The sequence below is a fragment of the Butyrivibrio sp. WCE2006 genome, assembly GCF_000701985.1.
Lineage (GTDB): Bacteria > Bacillota > Clostridia > Lachnospirales > Lachnospiraceae > Butyrivibrio.
Map to the genome: position 1 here is coordinate 82,069 of NZ_JNKH01000011.1, position 22,080 is coordinate 104,148.

General features: G+C 34.1%; 19 protein-coding genes. 6 read left to right on the plus strand and 13 right to left on the minus strand.

Annotated features, from left to right (window positions below):
• Positions 1–52 precede the first annotated feature (52 nt).
• The 3 genes from T501_RS09475 to T501_RS09485 all read right to left on the minus strand — a co-directional run bounded on the left by T501_RS09475 (position 53) and on the right by T501_RS09485 (position 3,741).
• Positions 53–985, minus strand: coding sequence for a carbohydrate ABC transporter permease (locus tag T501_RS09475; protein ID WP_026510646.1), 933 nt, complete (start codon positions 983–985; stop codon positions 53–55).
• 161 nt (positions 986–1,146) lie between these two features.
• Entirely contained in the window at positions 1,147–2,631 is a 1,485-nt protein-coding gene (locus T501_RS09480) for a type 2 periplasmic-binding domain-containing protein (protein WP_044914514.1), read from the minus strand.
• Between the two features lie 81 nt (positions 2,632–2,712).
• A complete protein-coding gene (locus T501_RS09485) occupies positions 2,713–3,741 on the minus strand; it encodes a LacI family DNA-binding transcriptional regulator (protein WP_026510644.1) in 1,029 nt (342 codons plus the stop codon).
• A 317-nt stretch (positions 3,742–4,058) separates the two neighbouring features.
• Between T501_RS09485 and T501_RS09490 the strand changes: the two genes are divergently transcribed.
• Positions 4,059–6,491: a glycoside hydrolase family 94 protein gene (locus tag T501_RS09490; protein ID WP_026510643.1), complete on the plus strand. Its 2,433-nt coding sequence runs from the start codon at positions 4,059–4,061 to the stop codon at positions 6,489–6,491.
• A gap of 128 nt (positions 6,492–6,619) precedes the next feature.
• On the opposite strand, the gene T501_RS09495 is transcribed toward T501_RS09490, so the two are convergent.
• The 4 genes from T501_RS09495 to T501_RS09510 form a co-directional block, all read right to left on the minus strand.
• Positions 6,620–7,306 carry a nucleotidyltransferase family protein gene (locus T501_RS09495; protein WP_026510642.1) on the minus strand — a complete coding sequence of 229 codons (687 nt, stop codon included), beginning with the start codon at positions 7,304–7,306 and terminating at the stop codon, positions 6,620–6,622.
• 306 nt (positions 7,307–7,612) lie between these two features.
• Entirely contained in the window at positions 7,613–9,049 is a 1,437-nt protein-coding gene (locus T501_RS09500) for an MATE family efflux transporter (protein WP_050008235.1), read from the minus strand.
• A 3-nt stretch (positions 9,050–9,052) separates the two neighbouring features.
• A complete protein-coding gene (locus T501_RS09505) occupies positions 9,053–9,547 on the minus strand; it encodes a hypothetical protein (protein WP_044914516.1) in 495 nt (164 codons plus the stop codon).
• Between the two features lie 155 nt (positions 9,548–9,702).
• Positions 9,703–9,981, minus strand: coding sequence for an HU family DNA-binding protein (locus tag T501_RS09510; RefSeq protein ID WP_026510639.1), 279 nt, complete (start codon positions 9,979–9,981; stop codon positions 9,703–9,705).
• A gap of 190 nt (positions 9,982–10,171) precedes the next feature.
• On the opposite strand from T501_RS09510, the gene T501_RS21280 reads away from it, so the two are divergent.
• Positions 10,172–10,330 carry a hypothetical protein gene (locus tag T501_RS21280; protein ID WP_155831455.1) on the plus strand — a complete coding sequence of 53 codons (159 nt, stop codon included), beginning with the start codon at positions 10,172–10,174 and terminating at the stop codon, positions 10,328–10,330.
• 56 nt (positions 10,331–10,386) lie between these two features.
• Here T501_RS21280 and T501_RS09515 read toward each other — a convergent pair whose 3' ends face one another.
• The 3 genes from T501_RS09515 to T501_RS09525 all read right to left on the minus strand — a co-directional run bounded on the left by T501_RS09515 (position 10,387) and on the right by T501_RS09525 (position 12,761).
• Positions 10,387–11,364 (minus strand): tRNA dihydrouridine synthase, encoded by a 978-nt coding sequence (locus T501_RS09515; RefSeq protein WP_044914518.1) that lies wholly within the window; start codon positions 11,362–11,364, stop codon positions 10,387–10,389.
• Positions 11,365–11,367: 3 nt separating this feature from the next.
• Entirely contained in the window at positions 11,368–11,925 is a 558-nt protein-coding gene (locus T501_RS09520; RefSeq protein ID WP_026510637.1) for a GNAT family N-acetyltransferase, read from the minus strand.
• A 182-nt stretch (positions 11,926–12,107) separates the two neighbouring features.
• Positions 12,108–12,761 carry a GDSL-type esterase/lipase family protein gene (locus T501_RS09525; RefSeq protein ID WP_044914520.1) on the minus strand — a complete coding sequence of 218 codons (654 nt, stop codon included), beginning with the start codon at positions 12,759–12,761 and terminating at the stop codon, positions 12,108–12,110.
• Between the two features lie 280 nt (positions 12,762–13,041).
• Between T501_RS09525 and T501_RS09530 the strand changes: the two genes are divergently transcribed.
• Positions 13,042–13,314 carry a hypothetical protein gene (locus tag T501_RS09530; protein WP_155994828.1) on the plus strand — a complete coding sequence of 91 codons (273 nt, stop codon included), beginning with the start codon at positions 13,042–13,044 and terminating at the stop codon, positions 13,312–13,314.
• Positions 13,315–13,344: 30 nt separating this feature from the next.
• Here the strand turns inward: T501_RS09530 and T501_RS09535 are convergent, their stop codons facing one another.
• The 3 genes from T501_RS09535 to T501_RS09545 form a co-directional block, all read right to left on the minus strand.
• Positions 13,345–14,577, minus strand: a complete 1,233-nt coding sequence (locus T501_RS09535; protein ID WP_044914522.1) for a replication initiation protein — start codon at positions 14,575–14,577, stop codon at positions 13,345–13,347.
• Positions 14,578–15,496: 919 nt separating this feature from the next.
• Positions 15,497–16,267 carry a hypothetical protein gene (locus tag T501_RS09540; protein ID WP_026510634.1) on the minus strand — a complete coding sequence of 257 codons (771 nt, stop codon included), beginning with the start codon at positions 16,265–16,267 and terminating at the stop codon, positions 15,497–15,499.
• A complete protein-coding gene (locus tag T501_RS09545; protein ID WP_026510633.1) occupies positions 16,264–17,052 on the minus strand; it encodes a ParA family protein in 789 nt (262 codons plus the stop codon). The genes T501_RS09540 and T501_RS09545 overlap by 4 nt, the downstream gene beginning before the upstream one ends.
• Before the next feature lie 2,164 nt (positions 17,053–19,216).
• Between T501_RS09545 and T501_RS09550 the strand changes: the two genes are divergently transcribed.
• The 3 genes from T501_RS09550 to T501_RS09560 all read left to right on the plus strand — a co-directional run bounded on the left by T501_RS09550 (position 19,217) and on the right by T501_RS09560 (position 21,301).
• A complete protein-coding gene (locus tag T501_RS09550) occupies positions 19,217–19,564 on the plus strand; it encodes a hydrogenase maturation nickel metallochaperone HypA/HybF (protein WP_026510632.1) in 348 nt (115 codons plus the stop codon).
• A 252-nt stretch (positions 19,565–19,816) separates the two neighbouring features.
• Positions 19,817–20,179: a response regulator gene (locus tag T501_RS09555; RefSeq protein WP_022761203.1), complete on the plus strand. Its 363-nt coding sequence runs from the start codon at positions 19,817–19,819 to the stop codon at positions 20,177–20,179.
• Positions 20,180–20,434: 255 nt separating this feature from the next.
• Positions 20,435–21,301 (plus strand): methylenetetrahydrofolate reductase, encoded by an 867-nt coding sequence (locus tag T501_RS09560; RefSeq protein WP_044914523.1) that lies wholly within the window; start codon positions 20,435–20,437, stop codon positions 21,299–21,301.
• Positions 21,302–22,080: the final 779 nt, after the last annotated feature.

Here is a 22,080-nt window from a genome sequence, read left to right on the forward strand (position 1 = left end):
TATTAGCTGACATATATTTTTCCTCTCTAAATCATTAAATAACAACAGTGATTTATGCCTTATTTTTGCTTCTCTTCTTTTCAACCTTATCGGAAGCAGTAAACTTAAATACTATAAGACTGAGAATTCCGGTAATGATGAACATAAATACTGAAAGTGCACCACCAAGTCCATAGTTCTTACTGAACAGATGCTTATTAAGATACATAATAAGTGTCATTGAAGAACGCATAGGATCTCCGGTTCCGTTTGTAAGAATCTGAGGAACATCGAACATCTGAAGTCCGCCAATAAGTGATGTAATCATAACAAAAACAAGAATAGGTCTAAGCAGCGGCAATGTAATTTTATAGAAAATCTGAGTAGCGGTTGCTCCGTCAACCTGAGCTGCTTCAAAGAGCGAGGGATCAATGCCCATCATACCAGCCATCAGCAGAATAGTCGTATTACCGAACCACATAACGCAGTTCATAAATGCTACAAGTGAACGAACCGACCATACATGAGACATAAACTGATATGCTTCCTTTATAACACCAAGCTGCAAGAGCAGGGAGTTTATCGGTCCTGTGTTTGCAAATAATGTAAAGAACAGCATTGAAAATGCAGATGCCATAATAAGGTTAGGCATATATATAACTGTCTTGAAAAATGCCTGTCCTTTAAGTCTAAGGGAAGGATCTGTGAACCATGCGCCAAGAAGCAGAGAAAGAATAATCTGCGGAACAAAGCCCATAACCCACATGATAAGTGTATTAACAAGATAAGTTGGCAGATCGCCATTAGTGATTATAGTAACGTAATTTTTAAGTCCTACAAAATTCGGTCCAATCTGAGTAAGACCTGAACGATAATTTTCGAAAAATGAATTATAAACTGTAGTTACCAAAGGTATCATTTGGAAAACAAGGTAAACAACTACAAAAGGAATCAGGAAAATATATCCCCATTTATTGTAGCTTACTACTTTACTCTTTTTTTTCATAAGCATCCTCTTTTCTATCTACACCTCAATAAATATGAGGGTTTTGGATAATAAATAATAAAATTTTTCATTATACAGGGCGCGTGGAGTTTTGTATTCCATGCGCCCTGCTATGTCCCCTAATAATCTAATCTTTCAGGCTTTTGCCTTATTTAGTTAAATCAGTCAACTGTTACTTCAGGATATTTCTCCATTACAGCCTTCTTAAACATATCAAGTGCTTCTTCAGGAGTTGCATTGCCTTCGAAGTAGTTCTTCTCTGCATTCTGGAACTCTTCATTACATCCCTGATCGTATGCAGAAAGGTTTGAAAGGTCGATCTTCTCTGCACCTTCAGCAAGCTGCTGGTAAGGGTTCTGTCCGCCAAGAAGTTCAAGGTTACCTGAATCGTCAGAAGCAAGCTCTGCAAGAACTGTCTTGCTGTTTACACAATCTGCATCCTTCTGTGCAATGTCCTTAAGTACAGCCTTATCTGTTGTCATTGTAAGAATGATATCCTTAACAAGTGAAGCATTGTCTGTACCTGTTGCTGCGCAGATCCATGTGCCACCCCAGAAGTATGACTGAGGTCCTACACAGTAGCCCCAACCACCCTGGTTAGCGATTGTGCCTTCCTGATCAGCATCAAGGCAGAAATTGAAGAACCAAGCAGGTCCAAAGTAGCAGAAAATCTTTCCATCGGGTGTCTTACCCTTTGCCCAGTCATCACCCCAAAGATCATAGGTGTTCTCAGCCTTAGCTTCAACAAGCTCCATAGAATCATTTACCCAGTTCATAAGGTTGTCATCAATTACAAGCTTGCCATCCTGTACCCACTTACCTGATACATTGTTTGAATACACACGATATGTATCGTTTACAGAGCACATTGTATAGCCGGCTTCTTGAACCTTCTTTGCTGTCTCAACATATTTAGACCAGTCAGATACAGCAGCCTGAACTTCATCAGGATCATCTGTTCCAAGAACTTCTTTAGCAGCCTCACGATTATAGATAAGACCAGCTGAGCAAGCCTGCCATGAAGATCCCTTAAGCTTACCGTTGCTATCTGTAACGATTGACTGTGTATATGGATACTGATCTGCAAGATCTGCATCTGTGATACCAAGATCAGCCATAGGCATTGTATAATCTGTATCTACATATTTAAGAGCGTAGTCTGCTTCAACAAGGAAAAGGTCAATCTTGTCATCTGCAGCTGCATCTGCCTGCTTAAGCAGTGTCTCATCAAGGTTGTTCTGATATGCATTGTCATCACTGGGAGTAATGTTCCAAACTACATCAACATCACCAATCTTACCATGTGTAGCATCTACCTCTTCATATCCGGGATAGTGATCTGTAAGTCTTGATTTAAACTCCTCGTTCCAAGCATATACATTAAGTACTTTACCCTCATCTGCAGCAACTTCTGTTGTCTCTTCTGCAGCAGCATCCTCTGAAGCTGTGTCCTCTGTTGTCTCTTCTGCAGCAGCATCCTCTGAAGCTGTGTCCTCTGTTGTCTCTTCTGCAGCTGTTTCCTCTGAAGCAGCTTCCTCTGTTGCAGGAGCCTCTGCAGCAGGTGCAGCACTGTTACCGCCACAGCCAGCGATCATACCAGCAACCATTGTTGTAGAAAGTAATACGCCAAGTATCTTTCTTTTCATTAAAGTGTACCTCCCTTTTCATTAAAAATGAAATGTTATTATATTCTTAAAACAGCTTATGCTGTCTTAATTCACCCTAAATCAGTTAATCTTCTTAACTGTTTCGCCTTCGTTTAGATGCCCGGGAACAATTACCTGTTCACTAAACGTTGTTCTTGGATTTTCTATGGAATCAATTAACTTTTCAGCCGCTTTCCTACCTAAGAGATCTGTATCCTGGACAATTGTAGTAAGCTGAGGACTGTATTTCATAGCGATATCAATTCCATCGTAACCTGCGATTGAAATATCATCCGGTACTCTTAATCCGCTTTGCTTAATAGCATTTATTCCGCCGAAAGTAGCAAAATCATCCGGATATAATATACATGTAGGTCTGTCACTAAGCTGTAACAACTTTTCTGTTGCTTTTTGTGCTCCTACTGTATCGCGATATTCAACCTCCAAAATATATTCATCAGGAATCTCCAGATTCAAATCCATAGCTGTTTTATAAAAGCTCTTAAGACGACTTTGTGTAACAGCTGAATCAGAACCGTGAATATAGGCTATTTTCCTATGTCCCTGATTATATATATATGTAAGCAGATCCTTTATTCCCATGACGTTATCTGAAATAATTGCAGATCTGTCATTGAACACATGGTCAATAGTAACAACTGGTATGTTTCCTCTTACAAGCTCTTCAACTTCAGGCTTATAAAAATCCACACAGGCTATTGCCACTCCATCGAAGTTTCTATATCTTGCATGTGCCAGATAAGACATATATCCAGCCGAACTTCTATTATTGCTTATAAAAGTCAGGTCATATCCTTTTTCCTCAATTTTCTTCTTAAAGCTCTCGATGACTCTTGCAAAGTAGTTATGTGTCAATCCACTTTGTGCATCATCCATAAATAAAAGACCTATATTATATGTGCGATTTGTTTTTAGTGCTTTTGCAGCAGCATTTGGGAAATATCCCATAGCCTCTGCAGTCTCACGAACAAAATCCTTTGTTTCCTGACCAATATCAGCCTGATCATTCAAAGCCTTCGATACTGTTGCGACAGATACCTTACACGCTGCTGCTATATCTTTTAATGAAACTCTTTTTCGTGTTGACATCTATACCCCTTATGTATTCCTCAAACGTTTTCGTAACTTGACTATACATCACATTTTCTATAAAAGCAATATATGTTTTTTATTTTCTTGTGCAATTTGTATCATTTTGTTGTTTTTTGACAAATTTTAACATGAAAAATTTAACATTTTCTCTAAATCATTATGTTAAGGCAGACTATTTCTTAACCTTTTCGAAAATATTCAAATCATATCATTATGTTATTTATTTTATTTTTACTTGAAATATGGGTATTTAACCTATATAATCGAGAATGACAATAGGCTTAATCGTTTAAGAATTTTTAGGAGGAATATCGATGAAATACGGGTTTTTCGACGATAAAAATCGCGAATACGTGATCACAACACCCAAGACTCCATTACCTTGGATCAACTACCTTGGTAATAAGGATTTCTTTTCTTTAATATCTAATACTTGTGGTGGCTATTCATTTTACAAAGATGCAAAGTTACTCAGACTTACCAGATACCGTTATAATAATGTCCCTTACGATAATAACGGTAAATATTTCTATATAAAGGATAATGATACTGTATGGAATCCCGGCTGGCAGCCTGTTAAGACTGAACTTGATTCCTACGAATGCCGCCATGGCATTGGTTATAGCAAATTCACTTCTGAGAAGAACTCTGTTAAGGCTTCAGTCCTGACATTTGTTCCTATGAATGATACCTGTGAAATTTCTCATGTTGAATTAACCAATAACAGCTCAGCTGAGAAAAACATCCAGTTATTCTCATATGTTGAATGGTGCCTTTGGAATGCTGACGATGATATGAAGAACTTCCAGCGTAACTTAAGCACAGGTGAAGTGGAAATCGTAGATTCTACTATTTTCCATAAGACAGAATATCGTGAGAGAAGAAATCATTACGCTGTTTATTCTGTAAATTCAAAAGTGGATGCAATTGATACCAGTCGTGATGCATTTCTTGGTGCATATAATGGTCCTGATCATCCTGACAGTGTATTTGCCGGACAGCTTACTAATTCTGTAGCAAGCGGATGGTCTCCCATTGCAGCTCATCAGATAAACATAACACTTGCTCCCGGTGAGACAAAGACCTTCAATTTCGTTTTAGGATATGTTGAAAACCCTGAAGATGAAAAATGGGAATCACACGGAATTATAAACAAAAAGCGTGCAAATGATCTCCTTGCAAAATATCAGTCCGATTCAGATGTTGAGAAGGCTCTCGAAGAACTGTGTTCATACTGGGATAACCTTCTTTCCATATATCACATTAAGTCCGGCAATGATAAGGTTGATCGCATGGTCAATATTTGGAACCAGTATCAGTGCATGGTAACCTTTAATATGTCACGTTCCGCTTCTTATTATGAGTCAGGAATCGGTCGTGGAATGGGCTTCCGTGATTCATGTCAGGATCTCCTGGGATTCGTTCATCTTATACCCGACAGAGCAAGAGAGCGTATCATAGATATAGCATCTACTCAGTTCCAGGACGGAAGTGCTTATCATCAGTATCAGCCCCTTACCAAAAAAGGAAACTCTGATATCGGTTCAGGCTTCAACGATGATCCGTTATGGCTGATCGCCGGCACAAGTGCTTACATCAGAGAAACTGGGGATACAACTATTCTTGATGAAATAGTTCCTTTCGACAATGATATGAGTGTTGCAACACCTCTCATGAACCATTTAAAGAGAAGCTTTGATTATATAGTCAATCACAAAGGTCCTCATGATCTTCCGCTTATAGGTCGTGCAGACTGGAATGATTGCCTTAATCTTAACTGTTTCTCTGCTCATCCCGGTGAATCATTCCAGACCTTTGGCCCCAGTGAGGGACCTGTTGCTGAATCTGTATTTATTGCAGGAATGTTCGTAAAATATGGTGAGGAATATGCTCAGCTGTGCGAACTTAAGGGTGATCAGACCGAAGCAGACAGAGCACGTCTCGAAGTTAAAAAAATGTATGATGCAGTTTGCACTGCAGGATGGGACGGAGAATGGTTTGTTCGTGCTTATGATGCATACTCCAATAAGGTAGGCTCACACGAGTGCAAAGAAGGTCAGATCTACATCGAGCCTCAGGGCTTCTGCGTACTTGCAGGAATTGGCGTAAAAGAAGGTCTTGCTGAGAAGGCTCTTAAGAGTGTAAAGGAGCGTCTTGATACAAAGTATGGTGTTATGATTCTTCAGCCTGCATACACAGAATATCATCTTGAACTTGGTGAGGTTAGCTCTTATCCTCCGGGATATAAAGAAAATGCAGGTATTTTCTGTCACAATAACCCATGGGTTTCAATCGCAGAGACTGTTTTAGGTCATGGCGACAGAGCCTTTGAGATTTATAAAAAGACTTGCCCTGCTTATGTTGAAGAGATAAGTGATATCCATTGCACAGAACCGTATGTATACTCTCAGATGGTTGCAGGAAAAGATGCTAAGTTTTTCGGTCAGGGCAAAAATAGCTGGCTGACAGGTACTGCTGCATGGACCTTTGTAAATATTTCACAGTATATTCTCGGAATTTACCCTACACACAAAGGATTATCCGTTGATCCTTGTGTTCCTTCTGATTTTGGTGATTTTGAGCTTACAAGAAAATACAGAGGATCTACTTATAACATTAGTGTTAAGACAAATGGTGCAGAAAAAGGCATTAAAAAGCTGATCGTTAATGGTAAAGAGATTGAGGGTAATGTTATACCTCATGATCCATCAGTAAAAGAGTACAATGTTGAAGCTATAATGGGCTGATACTTTACTTATCACTTCCTAAAAAGCTCCCACAGATTTAAGGTCTGTGGGAGCTTTTTTCATTTGAGCAAAGATCTTAACTGATTTGCAATCTTTCTAATCATGTGTGATACAGTAAATCAGGTTATTCACGAACCTGATGGAGACTGTTGTTTATTATTTGCCTTTAAAATAAACGCTTTAATAGTCTCCATCGTGCTTCTTAGCTGATATTTTATTAAAAACGATGCGTCATTATATTCCGAATACTCATATTTCAATTTCTCAAGTATAGGGTATACATATTCCTGGGTTTCTTCGACATACTCTATCATCTTTTCAGTTGAAAAAGCCAAGGCCATGAGACTAACATTATTACACCTATCCAGTGCTTTCACGATTGATGCAATACTGTTAGAAGCTATACCTTTGTAGTATAGCCTGACTTTATCCTTCGATTTTGCACATCCTACAGGCTTTGTAAGTAACATAACAGCTGTTTTTACTGCGTCAGAAAACGGCAAATCCTCAGGTTTTACATTACAATCCTCACAAACATCATGCAGCAGTATTGTTGCAAGAACCCTATCATCTTTTATCCCCATGGCATGCGCATGACATGCCATCATTAATGGGTGGATTATATACGGAATATGCTCCTGGGTAAATGGACTTTTCTTTCTTGTTTGTCCGGAATGTTTTTCTCTAGCATAATACAGTGCCTGATATGTTTCTGTCAGATTTTCTTCAATAGCATATCCAAGGATTCTGGTAAACATATGATCTTCTGAAAAAATCTTGTCCGTGAGTATCCAAGTTGGTGCTTCTGTATCCATATTGCTCTCCCATAATTGATATAATCAACTATCGCCGTGCATAAAAATCGTAACACAGAAAACCGGATTTGTTTATACGTGAATTCATAAAAGTTTTATTACTTATGACTTCTTGATTGCAAAGATAAAAATACGTTCAAGCATCCTGCCTCTGGCAGGACACGCCTTCACTTCACGAGAACCTGGTCCAATACTAATATCGAATTTCTAAGGAAATTCAATATTAGTATTGGATTCAAAATTGCTGAGAAATTCAATATTATATAGAGTTCAGAATTTCTAAGAAATTATATACTCTATACCTACTCATGCTTTCTTTACGATATTCTTTACCCAGACACCTTTATTTACCAAAATAAAGCCTATCGTACACTTAATAAATTCAAGAGAACATACGCACAAATAAACTGTTTGTACCGGCATCGTGGTATATCCTGCAAGAATTCTTGCCGCAGTAACACTAACAAGCCATGAAAAACAGCTATCAAATAAAAAGGTAATCATGGTTTTACCACCGGAACGCAATATGAAATACGAAACATTAGCAAATGCATTTAACGGCATTACTAAAGCTACAACTCTGATAAATTCAGTTGCCAAAGCTTTTATCTCAGGTTCAGTATTATATACCTGAGGAATAACGGGCGCTACCAAATTAAGCAATGTTCCCATGATAATACAACTTGCAACACTTAAACTAGCCATTCTCCACGCATATTTTCTGGCATCTAAATAGTGTTCTGCCCCCAGCTCCTGACCAACAATAATTGAAGATGAGTTACCAAGAGACAGGAAAACTTCATTAAATATCTGTGCAATGGTATTAGCTATATTCATAGCCGCAATTACTTCTATACCTCTTATAGAATAGCTTTGAAGCAAAGTTGCTTGTGCAAGACTCCATAAAAACTCATTAGCAAGAAGTGGAAGTGATTTTGTCATTATCGGCCATACAAGGCTTACCGGTACATGAAAATTACTATATAAGCCTTCTAAAAAGGAATAATCCACATGATTAATATGACCCTTTATACAAACTATAGCGCACTCAACAAATCTAGAAATAACAGTCGCTATTGCAGCTCCGATTACACCAAGCTTAGGAAAGCCCAAATATCCAAAGATAAGAAGCAAATTAAATATAAAATTGATAACCATTGCTGACATACTGGCTATCATTGGTAATGTTGTTTTTCCTGATTCTCTGATCGTTCCTGCATATACCTGTGTAATTCCAAACGGAATTATTCCGATAAGCATAATAAGCAGATACTCCCTGGCTAGTTTTAATGTCTGTTCAGCATCCGCCAAGGGTGTATCCTTCGCAATGTAGAGATTTATAAGTCCTTCCCCTGCAACTAAAAAGATCATCATAGCTAAAAATGTTATAACCAAAGCTACAATCATCTTAAACCGCATGGTAAACCTTACACCTTCAAAATCCCGCTTACCAAAATACTGCGTTCCAAATATGCCTGCACCTGCTAACGCTCCCCATACACAAAGCATATAAACAAACATCAGCTGATTAACTATAGCTACAGCGGACATGGCAAGTGTGCCAACCTGGCCCACCATAACGTTATCCAGTAATCCGACCACATTAGATAATGTGTTCTGAATAATCATTGGTATAACAACAAGAGCCACTTTTTTGTAAAAATGTGGCTCTCCAATCAGGCATTCTCTAAGTGGAAGCTTAACTTTTATCGCTTCCGATATTGTCACTTCAGCTTTACTCATATATTATTTTGAAACTCCATCTATCTTTTTAAGAGCATCCTCAGAATACTTCTCTAATATTCCTGTAAGCTCAGAATAATCTTCTTCCGTAAGCTTCTCTTTAGCATAATCTTTTAATCCGTTTACATCCTTGTTTGATATATAGGATTCCACATCCGGAATATCTTCAATAGAAATATTATCAATCATTATATCTGTAACTCTATCCTTGTCCTCTTCAGATACAGAGTCAAGTATCTCCTTAACTTCTGAGCTGGCGTTGCCTGCATACTGATCAACTGCCTTATCAACAATGGTTTTTGCAACACTTTTTAATACTTCCTTTTTTGCATCCTGAATAGCACCTGTTACTCCACTTTTGGCTCCATTCTCACTAGAATTAATAGCCTTTTCTGAGCTGTCGCTACCAAACAATGTATCCTTACTATAAAGGAAAATACCACCTATGGCTAATACAACAACAAATGTAATGATAAAAGATTGAAATATTTTTTTCATAATAAACCCTCGTAAAATATATGTTTAACAAACTCCACTAACTAAGTGGACTTGCATGGCTCAGAATAACTCTTTAAGAACCTGCCCAAATGATTCTCTAAATAAAAACCCCCGGAATACATCTGTACTCCGGGGGATAAAGAATATATCTTTAATTATTTCTTGTTAACAAGATCCTTTAAAGCCTTACCTGGCTTAAATTTCGGAGCAATAGAAGCAGGAATCTTGATTGTGTCACCTGTCTGAGGATTCTTACCGGTTCTTGCTGCTCTCTTTGATGTCTCAAATGTACCAAAACCAACAAGCTGAACCTTATCTTTCTTCTTAAGTGTCTTTGAAACAACATCGATAAATGCTTTAACCGCTTTCTCTGAATCCTTCTTAGAAAGGCCTGTTTCCTTTGCAATTGCTTCTACAAGTTCTGTTTTATTCATTTTTAATTCCCCCTTTTGATTTTTTAGAAACTAAAGCAATTCTACCACTACCTATCAGTTAAAGCAACGCATTTATACGTTTTTTCGCATAAAAAAATCTATAGTCTGTATTATTTATCTCATTAGTGATATTATTTTATTAGAGGTAACCGTAATCATTTTAGATTCAATTTTTTATTGGAGTAGTGATATGGCTGCAAAAACAAAAGATCAAAAACAGGAATCCTTGCCTGACATCCCTAATAAATCTGAAGAAACAGTTAAACAAAAAAAACTCAGAGCCGCTCCGGATGAAGTTTTAGCAAAAGCCATCCATGAAATGCTTATGAAAGATCAGGGGCTTGAATAGTGCGTATTATAAACATCAAAACATCATGATGTCATGATGTTTTGATGTATTTTTTCTTATAGTGAATTTTTAATTCTACACTCCTTATAGACTGTTCTGACAGCATTTCTATACTCTGATACATTTTTTGATGTTCTGATTTTGTGAATGTAAGTATCTGCTTCTGTTCCATCCTTTTTTTCCAAAAGATTCCCTACATAAAACCATATTTCTTTCATTTTATGCATGATTGAATCATCAGAAAAAATCTCATCCTTATATCTCACCTGAAGCTCATCCATAAATTCCTTAATTTCTTCTATGTTTATTTCTTTTCCTGTCAATATCTCCCTGGCCAATGCCGGATTTGAAACCAGTCCTCTGCCAATCATTATCTCTTCTAAATCAGGAAATTCTTCCACAATTTTTTTATAATCGTCTACTGTAAAAATATTTCCATTATATCCAACCGGATTTTTGCTGTTTTCATACGCCCATCGAAATACTTCCATATCAGGCGTCCCCTTATACATTTGAGTTCTCACCCTTGGATGTATTATAACTTCATCAAATGGAAACTTATTTAAAACCGGCAATATATTCTCAAATTCATGCGGATCACTTAATCCTAATCGAGTTTTTACTGTAAATTTCACCTGCTCTGTGATCTCATCCTCAAACACTTCAGAGAATATCTCGTATAACCTATCCGGTTCCCTTAGCATACCTGATCCTTTGTCTTTGCTGACAACCGTACCTACAGGACACCCCATATTGAGATTAATCTCATCATATCCAAGAGATTTAAGCTCCCTGAGTGCCCATATTATCTCATCTGCCTTATTCGTCATAATCTGGGGTATAATCTTAACACCTTTTTCCAGATTATTTTCCTTAAGAATTTCACGCATATCACGCTTTTTAATAGCGTGATGCTTATAAACCGATAAAAATGGAGTGTAATAATAATCAATACCTTCACCAAAAATCTTATGATGGGCATTCCTATAGCAATAAATTGTTATCCCCTCCATCGGTGCAAATGTTGTTCTCATGTTTTAATGTCTCCATAAATTCTTTGACATCAGTATCTCATCGTGATACTTGCCATCCATCATTTTAAAAGCTTGCGGAATCTGACCACATTCTATAAATCCCTTCTTTTTATATAATCTGATTGCACGTGAATTATCTGCGAAAACACTAAGTTCAAGTCTCTCATATCCACAATTTCCTGCCATCTCGATAGCCATATCCAAAAGAAAAGATCCAAGACCAAGGTTCCAATAATTTTTCCTGACTACGAGTTCAGCAGAAGCCCTATGTCTTGTCTTAAATGTCAACCCGATCGGACTTACTGATGTTATCGCAACTATATTATCATCGTCAAATATCCCCAGCATCCCCAAATGCTCTGCTCTGGAATAATTGCCTATTATCTCTCGTTCTTTTTCGATAGAATTCTCTATTTCATAAGGGTATCTGGTAAGAAAAATAGTTTCTCCGGCAACCTCTCTCCTGAAAGAAAGCACCTTTTCAGCATCCTCTTTGCCAGGAGTTCGCAGTTTAAGCTCTTTTCCTCCCTTAATTGTCACTTTCCTCTCACCAATTTTCATCTAATTACATCCCCCAAAACTACTAAATTAACCATATCATGTGATATTTAGTAATTGTTAAGTTGACTAATATAGTCAAATAATACAATACCACTCTCTATATATTATGCAATAAAAAATCCACAAAGTCGATAACTTCGTGGATTTTTCAGTAGTTAAATTATATTATAACAATACGACTCTCAAGCTAAATGAACACATACATAGTCATCAACTTCCTGCCTTTCAGCAGTGAGATCAATTCCCTGTAATATATCTGCCATCTTCGCTGCAAATTCCTGATGACCTTGAGCTGAAAGATGTACTCCATCAAAAGACATATCAAGGTCCCACTCACTTGCATCAGCAAAAAAAATACCAAATTCCTGCGCAATTATATCCAGTTCAGATGAAAATCTCTTTCTCTGAGCTTCTGCTTCTTCCAAATTTTCATCCATATGTGGAAGAATTCTTGGAGGAGATATTAGTAAAAATCCGGTTCTATTGTCTATAAATTCTGTTCTATTCAGTTGTCTTTCTATAAAATCTCTCATTTTTGATGAAACAGCTTCAGCGTCAGGAACCGACATATTTATAAGATCATTGGTTCCGAGCATTACTGCAAATAAATCTAAAGGACTATACTCCAGTACAGATTTATCTAAAGAAAGTAATGAATATGGATTGTCCGGTATCACTCTTCCATTCATACCATCTGAAAAAATCCGCCACTCACCATACATTTTACTTGCCAGTATTTCTGTCCACCTCTCTGATTCCGGAAAGCGACCACCCATCATTCCACGAGGATCAAACCCGTAGGTATTGGAATCACCATAAAATAAAACCTTTTTCATTAGCGTCACCTGGCCCTTTCTTAAGTTTCTCTTTTTACATATTCAATATATCATAAGAAGTGTGAATAATCTGTGATTTAATAGTTTTTTTATGGAATTAACCGTTTTTTTCGCAATTATTCGCAATTTACACACATTTTGACGCAATAATGTATGGTCATGTATCGATATATTGTATTTATTTTTTCATTGCATACTACATATAGATATTGAAAATAAAATTTAATTATGCTATCGTTATGACTGTATTTTTTTTACAAATACAAATATTTATAGGGGGATGCGTGATAAGCACGCGATAAAAATTATGACAAAAGATATCAAAATCAATCTCGAAAACGAAAATCAGATCATTAAGTTTGTGCAGATGAATTCAAAATCGTCCTGCCAGGTCGATGTACGTAGTGGTCATAGCTACATCGACGGAAAATCCATTATTGGACTTCTTTCGCTTAACTTACTTAAACCTTTATATGTATCTGTTATTGGAGACTCAAACAAAATAACAGATTTGATTGATGGTTATCAGGAATATAACTTAGTTGCAGGTTGAAAAAACGAGCTCAGATGAGCTCGTTTTTTATTAAAAATTATCCAGCAATACAGACTCCATATCATTATATGAAAAACTACTCTGAACATATTCTCCTTCAACAGCCTTTGAAAATGATCCTGAAGGCTTAGTATAGTTATTCTTAATGGCGGATATCATCCAGCCTACAAAATTATCCACATGACTACTTTGAGATGTGTAAACTTCATAAGCATTTTTAATTCTTTCTATATCATAATCAGCTGCTTTAAGAATCGATCTTATCTCTGATACTTTAACTTTTTCATCAATAATGTCCTGAACCTGATCCATATATTCAAGCTCTTCTACAGGACTTACCTCTTTTTCTTTCGGTGTGTATTGATTACAGATGTTATTGTTACTCTTAACTCTTGGATTAACATCTATTTTAAATCTTATACTTACTACTCTTCCACCACGTCCTGCTTTCACCGGCTCATAATCAAACCAGATACTCGTTGTTTCATTAAGTTCCTTCTGCGCTTTATCTAATGCGAACTTTTTAAAATTACCGAAAGTTTTTAGTTTTCCTGCACCATCCAGTTTATCAGCCTGTCTTTCTATTGCATCATAATCGGGATTACCCTTTTTCAATGCACTTATTATTGCCGGATCAGCCTGAGAATCTATAATTCCTAAGCGTAATTTAAGATCCGTAAGGTGATATTGTATATAGTACGGTCCCTCTTTCTTAGTAATTGCTCTTTGTTTATCCATCTCTGCTTTTAATATTTCATAAAGTCTGAATGAATACACACTATTTAGTTGAACAGCTTCAGCTAAACTAAGCACGGTATAATTATTCTGCAAATTTGCTAAAAACGGAGTAATCTTACTATTATATCTGACATTCAATACTCCATTTTTAAAGGAAGCATCAGTTATAACATTAATTGCTTCAATTTCTTTAGTATCATCATTGGAATAAATAATGCGCCAGTCCAGAATAGACGGCTTTGATTTTGCCGGCTCTATAGCAGCCTTAATATGTTCATAAAAAGACCCGCCTTTAACTCCAAAGATTTTCTTAAGATCTGTTCCATATATATTTGCTTCTAAAGTGTTATCATCATGATTAAGTTCAGCTTTTGCTATACTTACAGCAAATAATTTTTGAACAAGTAGAGTGGATCTTCCTTTAGAATTTATCAATGTATTAGCCTTTTTATAATGCTGATTTGATAAAAAACTTTCGATAGCAGTTGTTTCTTCTTCTATCTGCTTTTTGGATTTTCTCCCCAAAACAACCTCCTTAAACCCAATTGGTCTCTTTTCATACCTTTTTAATACTATCTAATTATAAGGCTATTTTAATCTACTGTAAATATATATACTCAATTTTATTCATCTTTTCCCTAATTACATACAAAATATCCCCCAAAACAACTAAGTATCGTTATATCAATCAAAAGTAATACGTAATTACAATTTTGTATTGACTCTTTAAGTCAATCGTTTTATTGACCGAACCAGTATTTTATAATTTATCTACCTATTTACTACTAACTATGTATAAAACATACCTTTTTTCTACTAAATAATTGATTATATGTTCCTTATTTCTACTAAGTAACCATTTATAATCCCTAAAAACTACTATGTAACTCATAATTAATTCATTTTCAGTCAATGGATAATAGCTTAAAAATGCCTTTTTGTTCGCGGAGTGCATTGATTTGATATTTATGTCCCTTTTTTCTACTATGTTTGATGATCAATATACCTATTTTCTACTAAGTAAGTCATTCATCTCCCTTTTTTCTACTCGAAATACAATTTATAACCCCAAAATCTACTAATAAACACACTTTTTTTATCAGATTTTATATATCCCTTATAACTACCAGAAAAAAATCCCAAAAAACTACCTTATAAAACCCTTTTTCTTACATACTTACCTTAAAACTACTAATAAAATCCGGGAAATATTCCTATTAACTACCACCTTATACTTATTTTCAACATTTTAACGCAATTTTATGAACCTTTATTCTATCAGCTTTATCCTATACTAATTGATTCATTAACCCTTTATATACTACAGTTATACCCTATATCTATAATAAAAAGTCCTGAAAACTGCTTATTTATCAGCTTTTCAGGACTTCTAATTAATAAGAAATTTGTTGTTAATTAATTTATTGTTAACAACAATGTTGTTTTACATATTTAATTGTTCCATAAAAGACTTATATTTAAGATATAAATCTTTATTTTTTTCAAAGTCTTGTTCTATAAGATTACTAATATACTGCTGATAAGACATTTTTGTTGATTGTGTCATAAAATCAACATAAGATCTTAACTCACCTAATCTTATATGAAGTACTCCACTACTTTTTTCGTCAGGAACCAATGGTATAGATTTCTTGCTTCCGGATTTAGTATTAACAGACTTAGTAGTCTGAACTTCTTGTACAGATCTATTTATGGGCTGAGCCGCATAATTTTGATACATAACAGGCGATACCATTTGCTCTGTATTATATAAAGGTAGAGGTTGCTGTGTTGGTAATGGCTGTGATTGAATAGGTGGCTGGTAATACTGAATCTGCGGTACAGGCTCTGGAATAATTGGTTGAGCTGGTTGTACCGGTTGTTGCATTATAGGCTGAGAAACGTTTTGAGTTGGAACCTGATTAACAGGTTGAACAGGTTGAGCTGCAACTTGTTGAGTCGATACCTGTACAGGTTCTTCCGGTTCAGAAGGAACTGGTTTATTGTCTTTTGATTCGGCTTCTTCTTCAGCTACAGAAACCTCATTACTAATTTCTTCTTCTACTTCTGCAATTTCTTCCTGAATCTTCTGCTTTTTCTCAACTTTTTTTTCATCATTAATAGTAGAATTCTTTTCTGAAGTGTCTTGTGTAGGCTGTTCATTTACCATTTTCTGGAAATTCTTTGCCATTGCATTTTGTAAATTCTTTCTCATTTAGACTCTCCCTTCAAAAATTCCTTAACAAATGCTGCATAGTCTTTTGTTGCTCTTGCTGTAGGAGCATATTCAAAAAGAGATTGATTTAATGTCTGAGATTCTTCCACAGCTACATTTTGATGTATTTTTGTGTCATATACTTTAATTTCATACTCTTTTGCAAGCATTTCGATACCTTCGAGCCAAATACTTGCATTATTTGTATTTCTACAATTTGTGACCAAAATACCTGCAACATCAAGATTTGGATTATTTAATCGTTCTGACATTACTGAGATCCATGAAAACAGCATATTAGCACCATTAGTAGCAAATGCTTCTGGTGTCATCGGAACAACGATTTTGTCTGTTATAGCCAGCACATTCTGTGTAATTAAAGCCAATGTAGGGCTGCAATCGATAATACAGAAGTCATATTCCTTATTTAGCTTCGCTAATGCTCTTTTCAGCATAAATTCTCTTGAAGTAACACCAGAATAGTCTAGATCAGCAGAAGTAAACTCAATTCCCCCAATTATAAGATCCAGATTTTTACTAATAGGAATTAAAGTATCATTTATATCTGCACCGGATTCACCTTTTTCTGTTCTAAAGACATCAGATAAGGTTGCCGCAGGTATATTGTATAAGTCAATTCCTGCAGCCTGGCTTAGATTTTCCTGTGGATCTGAATCTATCATAAGTACTTTATAACCTTTTTTCGCAAGTCCTGACGCTAATGCATATGTTGATGTGGTTTTTGCTACACCACCCTTTTGGTTACAAAATGATATAGTTTTCATTTTTTCCTCCCTTATAAAGCAACAATACTATATTAATATATCATTGATGACTAGATGTGTAAAGATTAAAGTACATTGATATATGTATTAATTGATATAGATGGATAGAAATATATATATCAAAATATAATAAATATTCATTATGAAATGATACACATATTTAAAAGTACATATATATAAATATAATAAACTAAAAAAATACATAGATTATAAAATATAAAAATCAATATATATCATATAATAAAAATATAAATATAACATAATAAAATAATATCAAATTACTAATATATAAGTATAATAATATAAATACATAAAAAGATATTTATAATAATAGATATAAATATATATACACATATACATATAAATACAACAATGTAACATCAATAATATGAGACTATGAAGTGATGAAGATATGATGTCATGATATATAGCAATACATCATGATGTATATACATAAGAATATAGTTATATGAAAATACACAGGTGTCAGGACAGCGAAAAATGATAGAATTACATAATGATGTACTGATGTAAATCTACAAAACGCAAAATATAACACTAATTGAATATATAATGATATATGTATTTATAATTATAACTGGAAATAGAATCTATAATTTTGCTATTGTATAAAAAACATATTTTCATGACATCAAAACATCATGATATATACAATATATAGAAAGAATATAAATAACAATACTATATATTGAATTCTATATATAAACTTGATGATGTGATATAAAAACATAATGACATCAAAATAGTATAATTGAACATTCGAAATCCTGAGAAAATGTTCCGGCTAGAACATTGTATTACGAGATTAGAACTTCGAAATATATTAACATCATGATGTATAAGTATCCAAATATAACTTTATAAGTATAGATCTCAGCGTATATATTATTACAAATGTATATAGATTTATTTATATATAAGTACAAAGAATTCATGATACACAAAATTCATATTATAATAATATAAGTACATCAAAACATCATTATGTATGATAATAATATAAATACATCAAGATACAAATGTATTATAATACATATATAATCATATAAATGAGTATAATGGTTAAATGATGAAAAGATATTTGAATACAATAATTATATGATGACATATTACTAAAATATAAATATAATATATGAGTATGATATAAAGTTAATATTATGATATGATATAAAAATGATAATATAAAATTAGAATTTATAATTGAGTTATATTATTATTTGTATAACTTAATATCAAAATGTATTATGATTTATATATCAATATGAATTAATTTAATTATGTGAAATGAACAAAATTTATTGATAATATATAATAATGATGATATAATATATTTATATATATACATAAATATACTAAATTAGTATGATGTAGTTTTTACACAAAATAACGGAAAAAAATCCAGGAATAAATCCTGAAAAAAATCCAGGATTTTATCGTGAAATAAATGGGCAATTTAGCAACGAAAGATAAATAAAATCAATTGAATAAATGCCAGGAAAAAATCCAGGAGTTTTTCCTGGATAATAATAAAAAAGAAACACAAAGCATATGGATTTATACAGAATGAATATGCTATCTGGATTAGAAAATTTTACTCACTAAAACGAGAAAATAGAGGATGAAGTAGATTGTATATATAAGTTAAATTTAAATGTGATATTGGAAATATTTAATAGGTAGAAAAATATAAAAAAATCCTAGAAAAAAGTCCTAGAAAAAATCCTTACAATTTGGCCAGGATCTGGAAAAATAAATGAGCTAATCGTAGGAAAAATAGTGACAAAATAAATATACTGAATATTCTGTATATTTATTTATATACGGAAAAATGACGATCAAAAGAAACAATATAAGCATAAATTAAAATATAGCATATGTTATGCAATAAAAATATATTGTATTTAGTGAAATGATTTAACTTGTGAAATTCAAAAATGATAAAATATATAATCAATGACTGTAATAGTCAATAGTATAAAATAACTATTGATTTCTATTATCATATACAGAATAAATGTGAGATCATAGGATTACATATGCTATCATTATTTAAATTAAACTAAAAATAGATTAGTAAAATGACTATAGAAGTCAATATACAATATAAGATATTGTATATACAGTAAGGGGAGAATTATTTAATTTGCATGAATTAAGTTATATTATAGATATTGTAAATACAGTTCTTGACGAGACGAAAAATAGAAGCATTAAGAAAGTTAAAAAGATAGAAGTTGACGTTGGAGAAATGAGTGGAGTAATACCTTATTATCTTCATAAATATTATCCGGAAGTTGTTGCTGGCACAGAACTGAATGATACAGTATTAGTTACAAATGAAATCGAAGTGAAAATTAAATGCGAAGAATGTGGAAATATATACCATCCTGAAAAAGAGTTCAAGTACAGATGCCCCAAATGTAATAATAGGAGTGGTAATCTGGTAAGTGGTAAAGGCATACAGATCAAAAGTATTGAAATAGAAGAATAGATTTTGATGATATGATGTACTTATGTATATAGACAATGATGGCAAAATATTATTATACATTATTATAATGATGTACGAGTATATTATTATTTTAGAAATTATTTCGAAACGGTACGAAATTTTATCATTTTTTAATTGTTTGAGCGACGATTTAGGGTTTTTTTTATGGATTTTATGATAAAATAGTATATGAATTCGAGAGATATACCGGAGCGCAAATGAAGTCCGGAATAGAAAATATGGAGGTTCATAATGGCTAAGAGAGTACTTATTACAGATGATGCCGCTTTTATGCGCATGATGTTGAAAGACATTCTGACAAAGGGTGGATATGAGATTGCCGGCGAGGCCGAAAATGGTAAGATAGCAATCGACAAGTATAACGAACTTAAGCCTGATCTTGTAACTCTTGATATTACCATGCCGGAGCTTGATGGTATTGGTGCTCTAAAGGGTATAAAGGCTGCAGATCCAAATGCTTGTTGCATTATGTGCTCAGCCATGGGTCAGCAGGCGATGGTTATTGAATCTATACAGGCAGGCGCAAAAGACTTTATTGTTAAACCTTTCCAGGCAGATCGTGTATTAGAGGCAGTAAAAAAAGCAATTGGATAAATAATAAAATAAATCAATAAATTTGCACTAATTTTTTTTTACAGATGCACCGATATATTTATTAGCAACGGAAAGCAACCTGTTTCCATGGAAGGGAAACGACATGGAAACAGGTTTTTTATGCCCTTTTTTGGGCACGTTGCAGTGATCAATGGATGGATCGCAAGCTTGATAACCATATAGAAAACTGCCAGGCTGCCCCCTGGCAGTTTTCATGTGTTATAATACATGAAATGAAAAAAGGAGGAGAGCAAAATGGGAAGTGTAAGAAAGCTATACAATGAAGGAAAACAAGTATTGTCTTGTGAAATATATCCACCTAAAAAGGAAGACGAATTTGTAAATATTTATTCAAAATTAGATAGTTTAGCAAGTCTTAATCTTGATTTTGTCAGTGTAACTTATGGTGCAGGGGGATCAAATGCAGGAAAAGCCGTAGAAATAGCAGATTATGCAAAAAACAAGGCTGGGCTGGAAGTTGTATCTCATATTACAAGCGTAGGATTTACCAAGGAAAAGCTGGAAGAAGGTCTTGATAAGTTCAAAGCAATTGGAATAGATAATATACTAGTACTTAGGGGAGACAGACCTAAGATAATGACCGATGATGAATTTAATTCCAGAGATTTTATTCATGCGAGTGATATGGCGAAATTCATAAAGGATAAAGGTATGGATTTTACTCTTCTTGGAGCATGTTATCCGCATAAACATCCTGAAGCAATTTCTGAAGAAGATGATGTACGTAATACAAAAATAAAAGTAGAGAATGGCTGTGAGGTGCTCATTTCACAATTATTTTTTGATAATGAATATTTTAGACGATTAAGAGAAAAACTTTTAAAAATTGGGGTTACAGTGCCAATTTCAGCAGGAATAATGCCAATTACCAGCGCAAAACAATTGGGTACGACAGTTACATTATCAGGCACAACTGTGCCTGAAGAATTATCAGAGATTATTGCGAAATATGGGGACAAACCGGAAGAAATGAAGAAATATGGGATAGATTACGCAATAAGACAGGCTCTGGAATTAAAGCAGGAAGGTGTAGACGGGCTTCATTTTTACATTATGAATAAACCAGATCTTGCAGAAGCTATGATAAATGCAGTTAGGTAATCATAGCATTTAATTTGAAGGACACAAGCGGCACTAATACTTATATGTAACAGCTGTTATGATGATTTTTAACAGGCGTAATACCAGATTATTATACAATAGTTAAGCGTATATATAATATTTGAATGAAAATCGTGATAATTAATCTTAATTATAGATAACATACGCTATATTTAAATATCAGAATATGCTTGATTCCAGGTTTTAATGTGATACATCTGATTATTTATGCGCTTTATTTTTTATATTAATTGATGCTTAAATAATTATTCAATTTCTCAAATTTAAATCAGAGATTTTATATAACTAGCCTTCCGCTTTGCGAAAGGCTAGTGTCTTGTCTGAATGACAATTTGATAAATTACTTGTCTAATTCTCAATACGCTTCGTCATCTTCAATCGCCGTAGCCACCGCTACGACTCATTCAGATTCCTAGCCTATTGAGAATGATACTTCGTAATTAAATCAAAAGTCACCCAGACAAAACACTAGTGTGTTGTCTCGCTCATAATTAACCAAACTGTTTGTACATGATTTTATCTACTTCATCTGAAAATCTTGATGATGTCATTGTACACATTCGATTTTCTTCCTCACATATAAAACTATATAATACACATTTTGGCTAAAGATGAGCAAGACAGTACACAAGTCTGGTTTTTCAAAGAACATCATTTGGCTTTTCAGTTGGCAAAGAAGCTCGTTTTTGTATGCATAGTTGATCAAAATGAGAATGCTGTCGAAATAATCGAGTTAAATAATTTGAATAAACTAATTG

Bases quoted from the DNA above. Each gene is read 5' to 3' on its own strand.
- T501_RS09475 (WP_026510646.1), bottom strand. From the start codon at position 985: ATGAAAAAAAAGAGTAAAGTAGTAAGCTACAATAAATGGGGATATATT.
- T501_RS09480 (WP_044914514.1), bottom strand. From the start codon at position 2,631: ATGAAAAGAAAGATACTTGGCGTATTACTTTCTACAACAATGGTTGCT.
- T501_RS09485 (WP_026510644.1), bottom strand. From the start codon at position 3,741: ATGTCAACACGAAAAAGAGTTTCATTAAAAGATATAGCAGCAGCGTGT.
- T501_RS09490 (WP_026510643.1), top strand. From the start codon at position 4,059: ATGAAATACGGGTTTTTCGACGATAAAAATCGCGAATACGTGATCACA.
- T501_RS09495 (WP_026510642.1), bottom strand. From the start codon at position 7,306: ATGGATACAGAAGCACCAACTTGGATACTCACGGACAAGATTTTTTCA.
- T501_RS09500 (WP_050008235.1), bottom strand. From the start codon at position 9,049: ATGAGTAAAGCTGAAGTGACAATATCGGAAGCGATAAAAGTTAAGCTT.
- T501_RS09505 (WP_044914516.1), bottom strand. From the start codon at position 9,547: ATGAAAAAAATATTTCAATCTTTTATCATTACATTTGTTGTTGTATTA.
- T501_RS09510 (WP_026510639.1), bottom strand. From the start codon at position 9,981: ATGAATAAAACAGAACTTGTAGAAGCAATTGCAAAGGAAACAGGCCTT.
- T501_RS21280 (WP_155831455.1), top strand. From the start codon at position 10,172: ATGGCTGCAAAAACAAAAGATCAAAAACAGGAATCCTTGCCTGACATC.
- T501_RS09515 (WP_044914518.1), bottom strand. From the start codon at position 11,364: ATGAGAACAACATTTGCACCGATGGAGGGGATAACAATTTATTGCTAT.
- T501_RS09520 (WP_026510637.1), bottom strand. From the start codon at position 11,925: ATGAAAATTGGTGAGAGGAAAGTGACAATTAAGGGAGGAAAAGAGCTT.
- T501_RS09525 (WP_044914520.1), bottom strand. From the start codon at position 12,761: ATGAAAAAGGTTTTATTTTATGGTGATTCCAATACCTACGGGTTTGAT.
- T501_RS09530 (WP_155994828.1), top strand. From the start codon at position 13,042: ATGCGTGATAAGCACGCGATAAAAATTATGACAAAAGATATCAAAATC.
- T501_RS09540 (WP_026510634.1), bottom strand. From the start codon at position 16,267: ATGAGAAAGAATTTACAAAATGCAATGGCAAAGAATTTCCAGAAAATG.
- T501_RS09545 (WP_026510633.1), bottom strand. From the start codon at position 17,052: ATGAAAACTATATCATTTTGTAACCAAAAGGGTGGTGTAGCAAAAACC.
- T501_RS09555 (WP_022761203.1), top strand. From the start codon at position 19,817: ATGGCTAAGAGAGTACTTATTACAGATGATGCCGCTTTTATGCGCATG.
- T501_RS09560 (WP_044914523.1), top strand. From the start codon at position 20,435: ATGGGAAGTGTAAGAAAGCTATACAATGAAGGAAAACAAGTATTGTCT.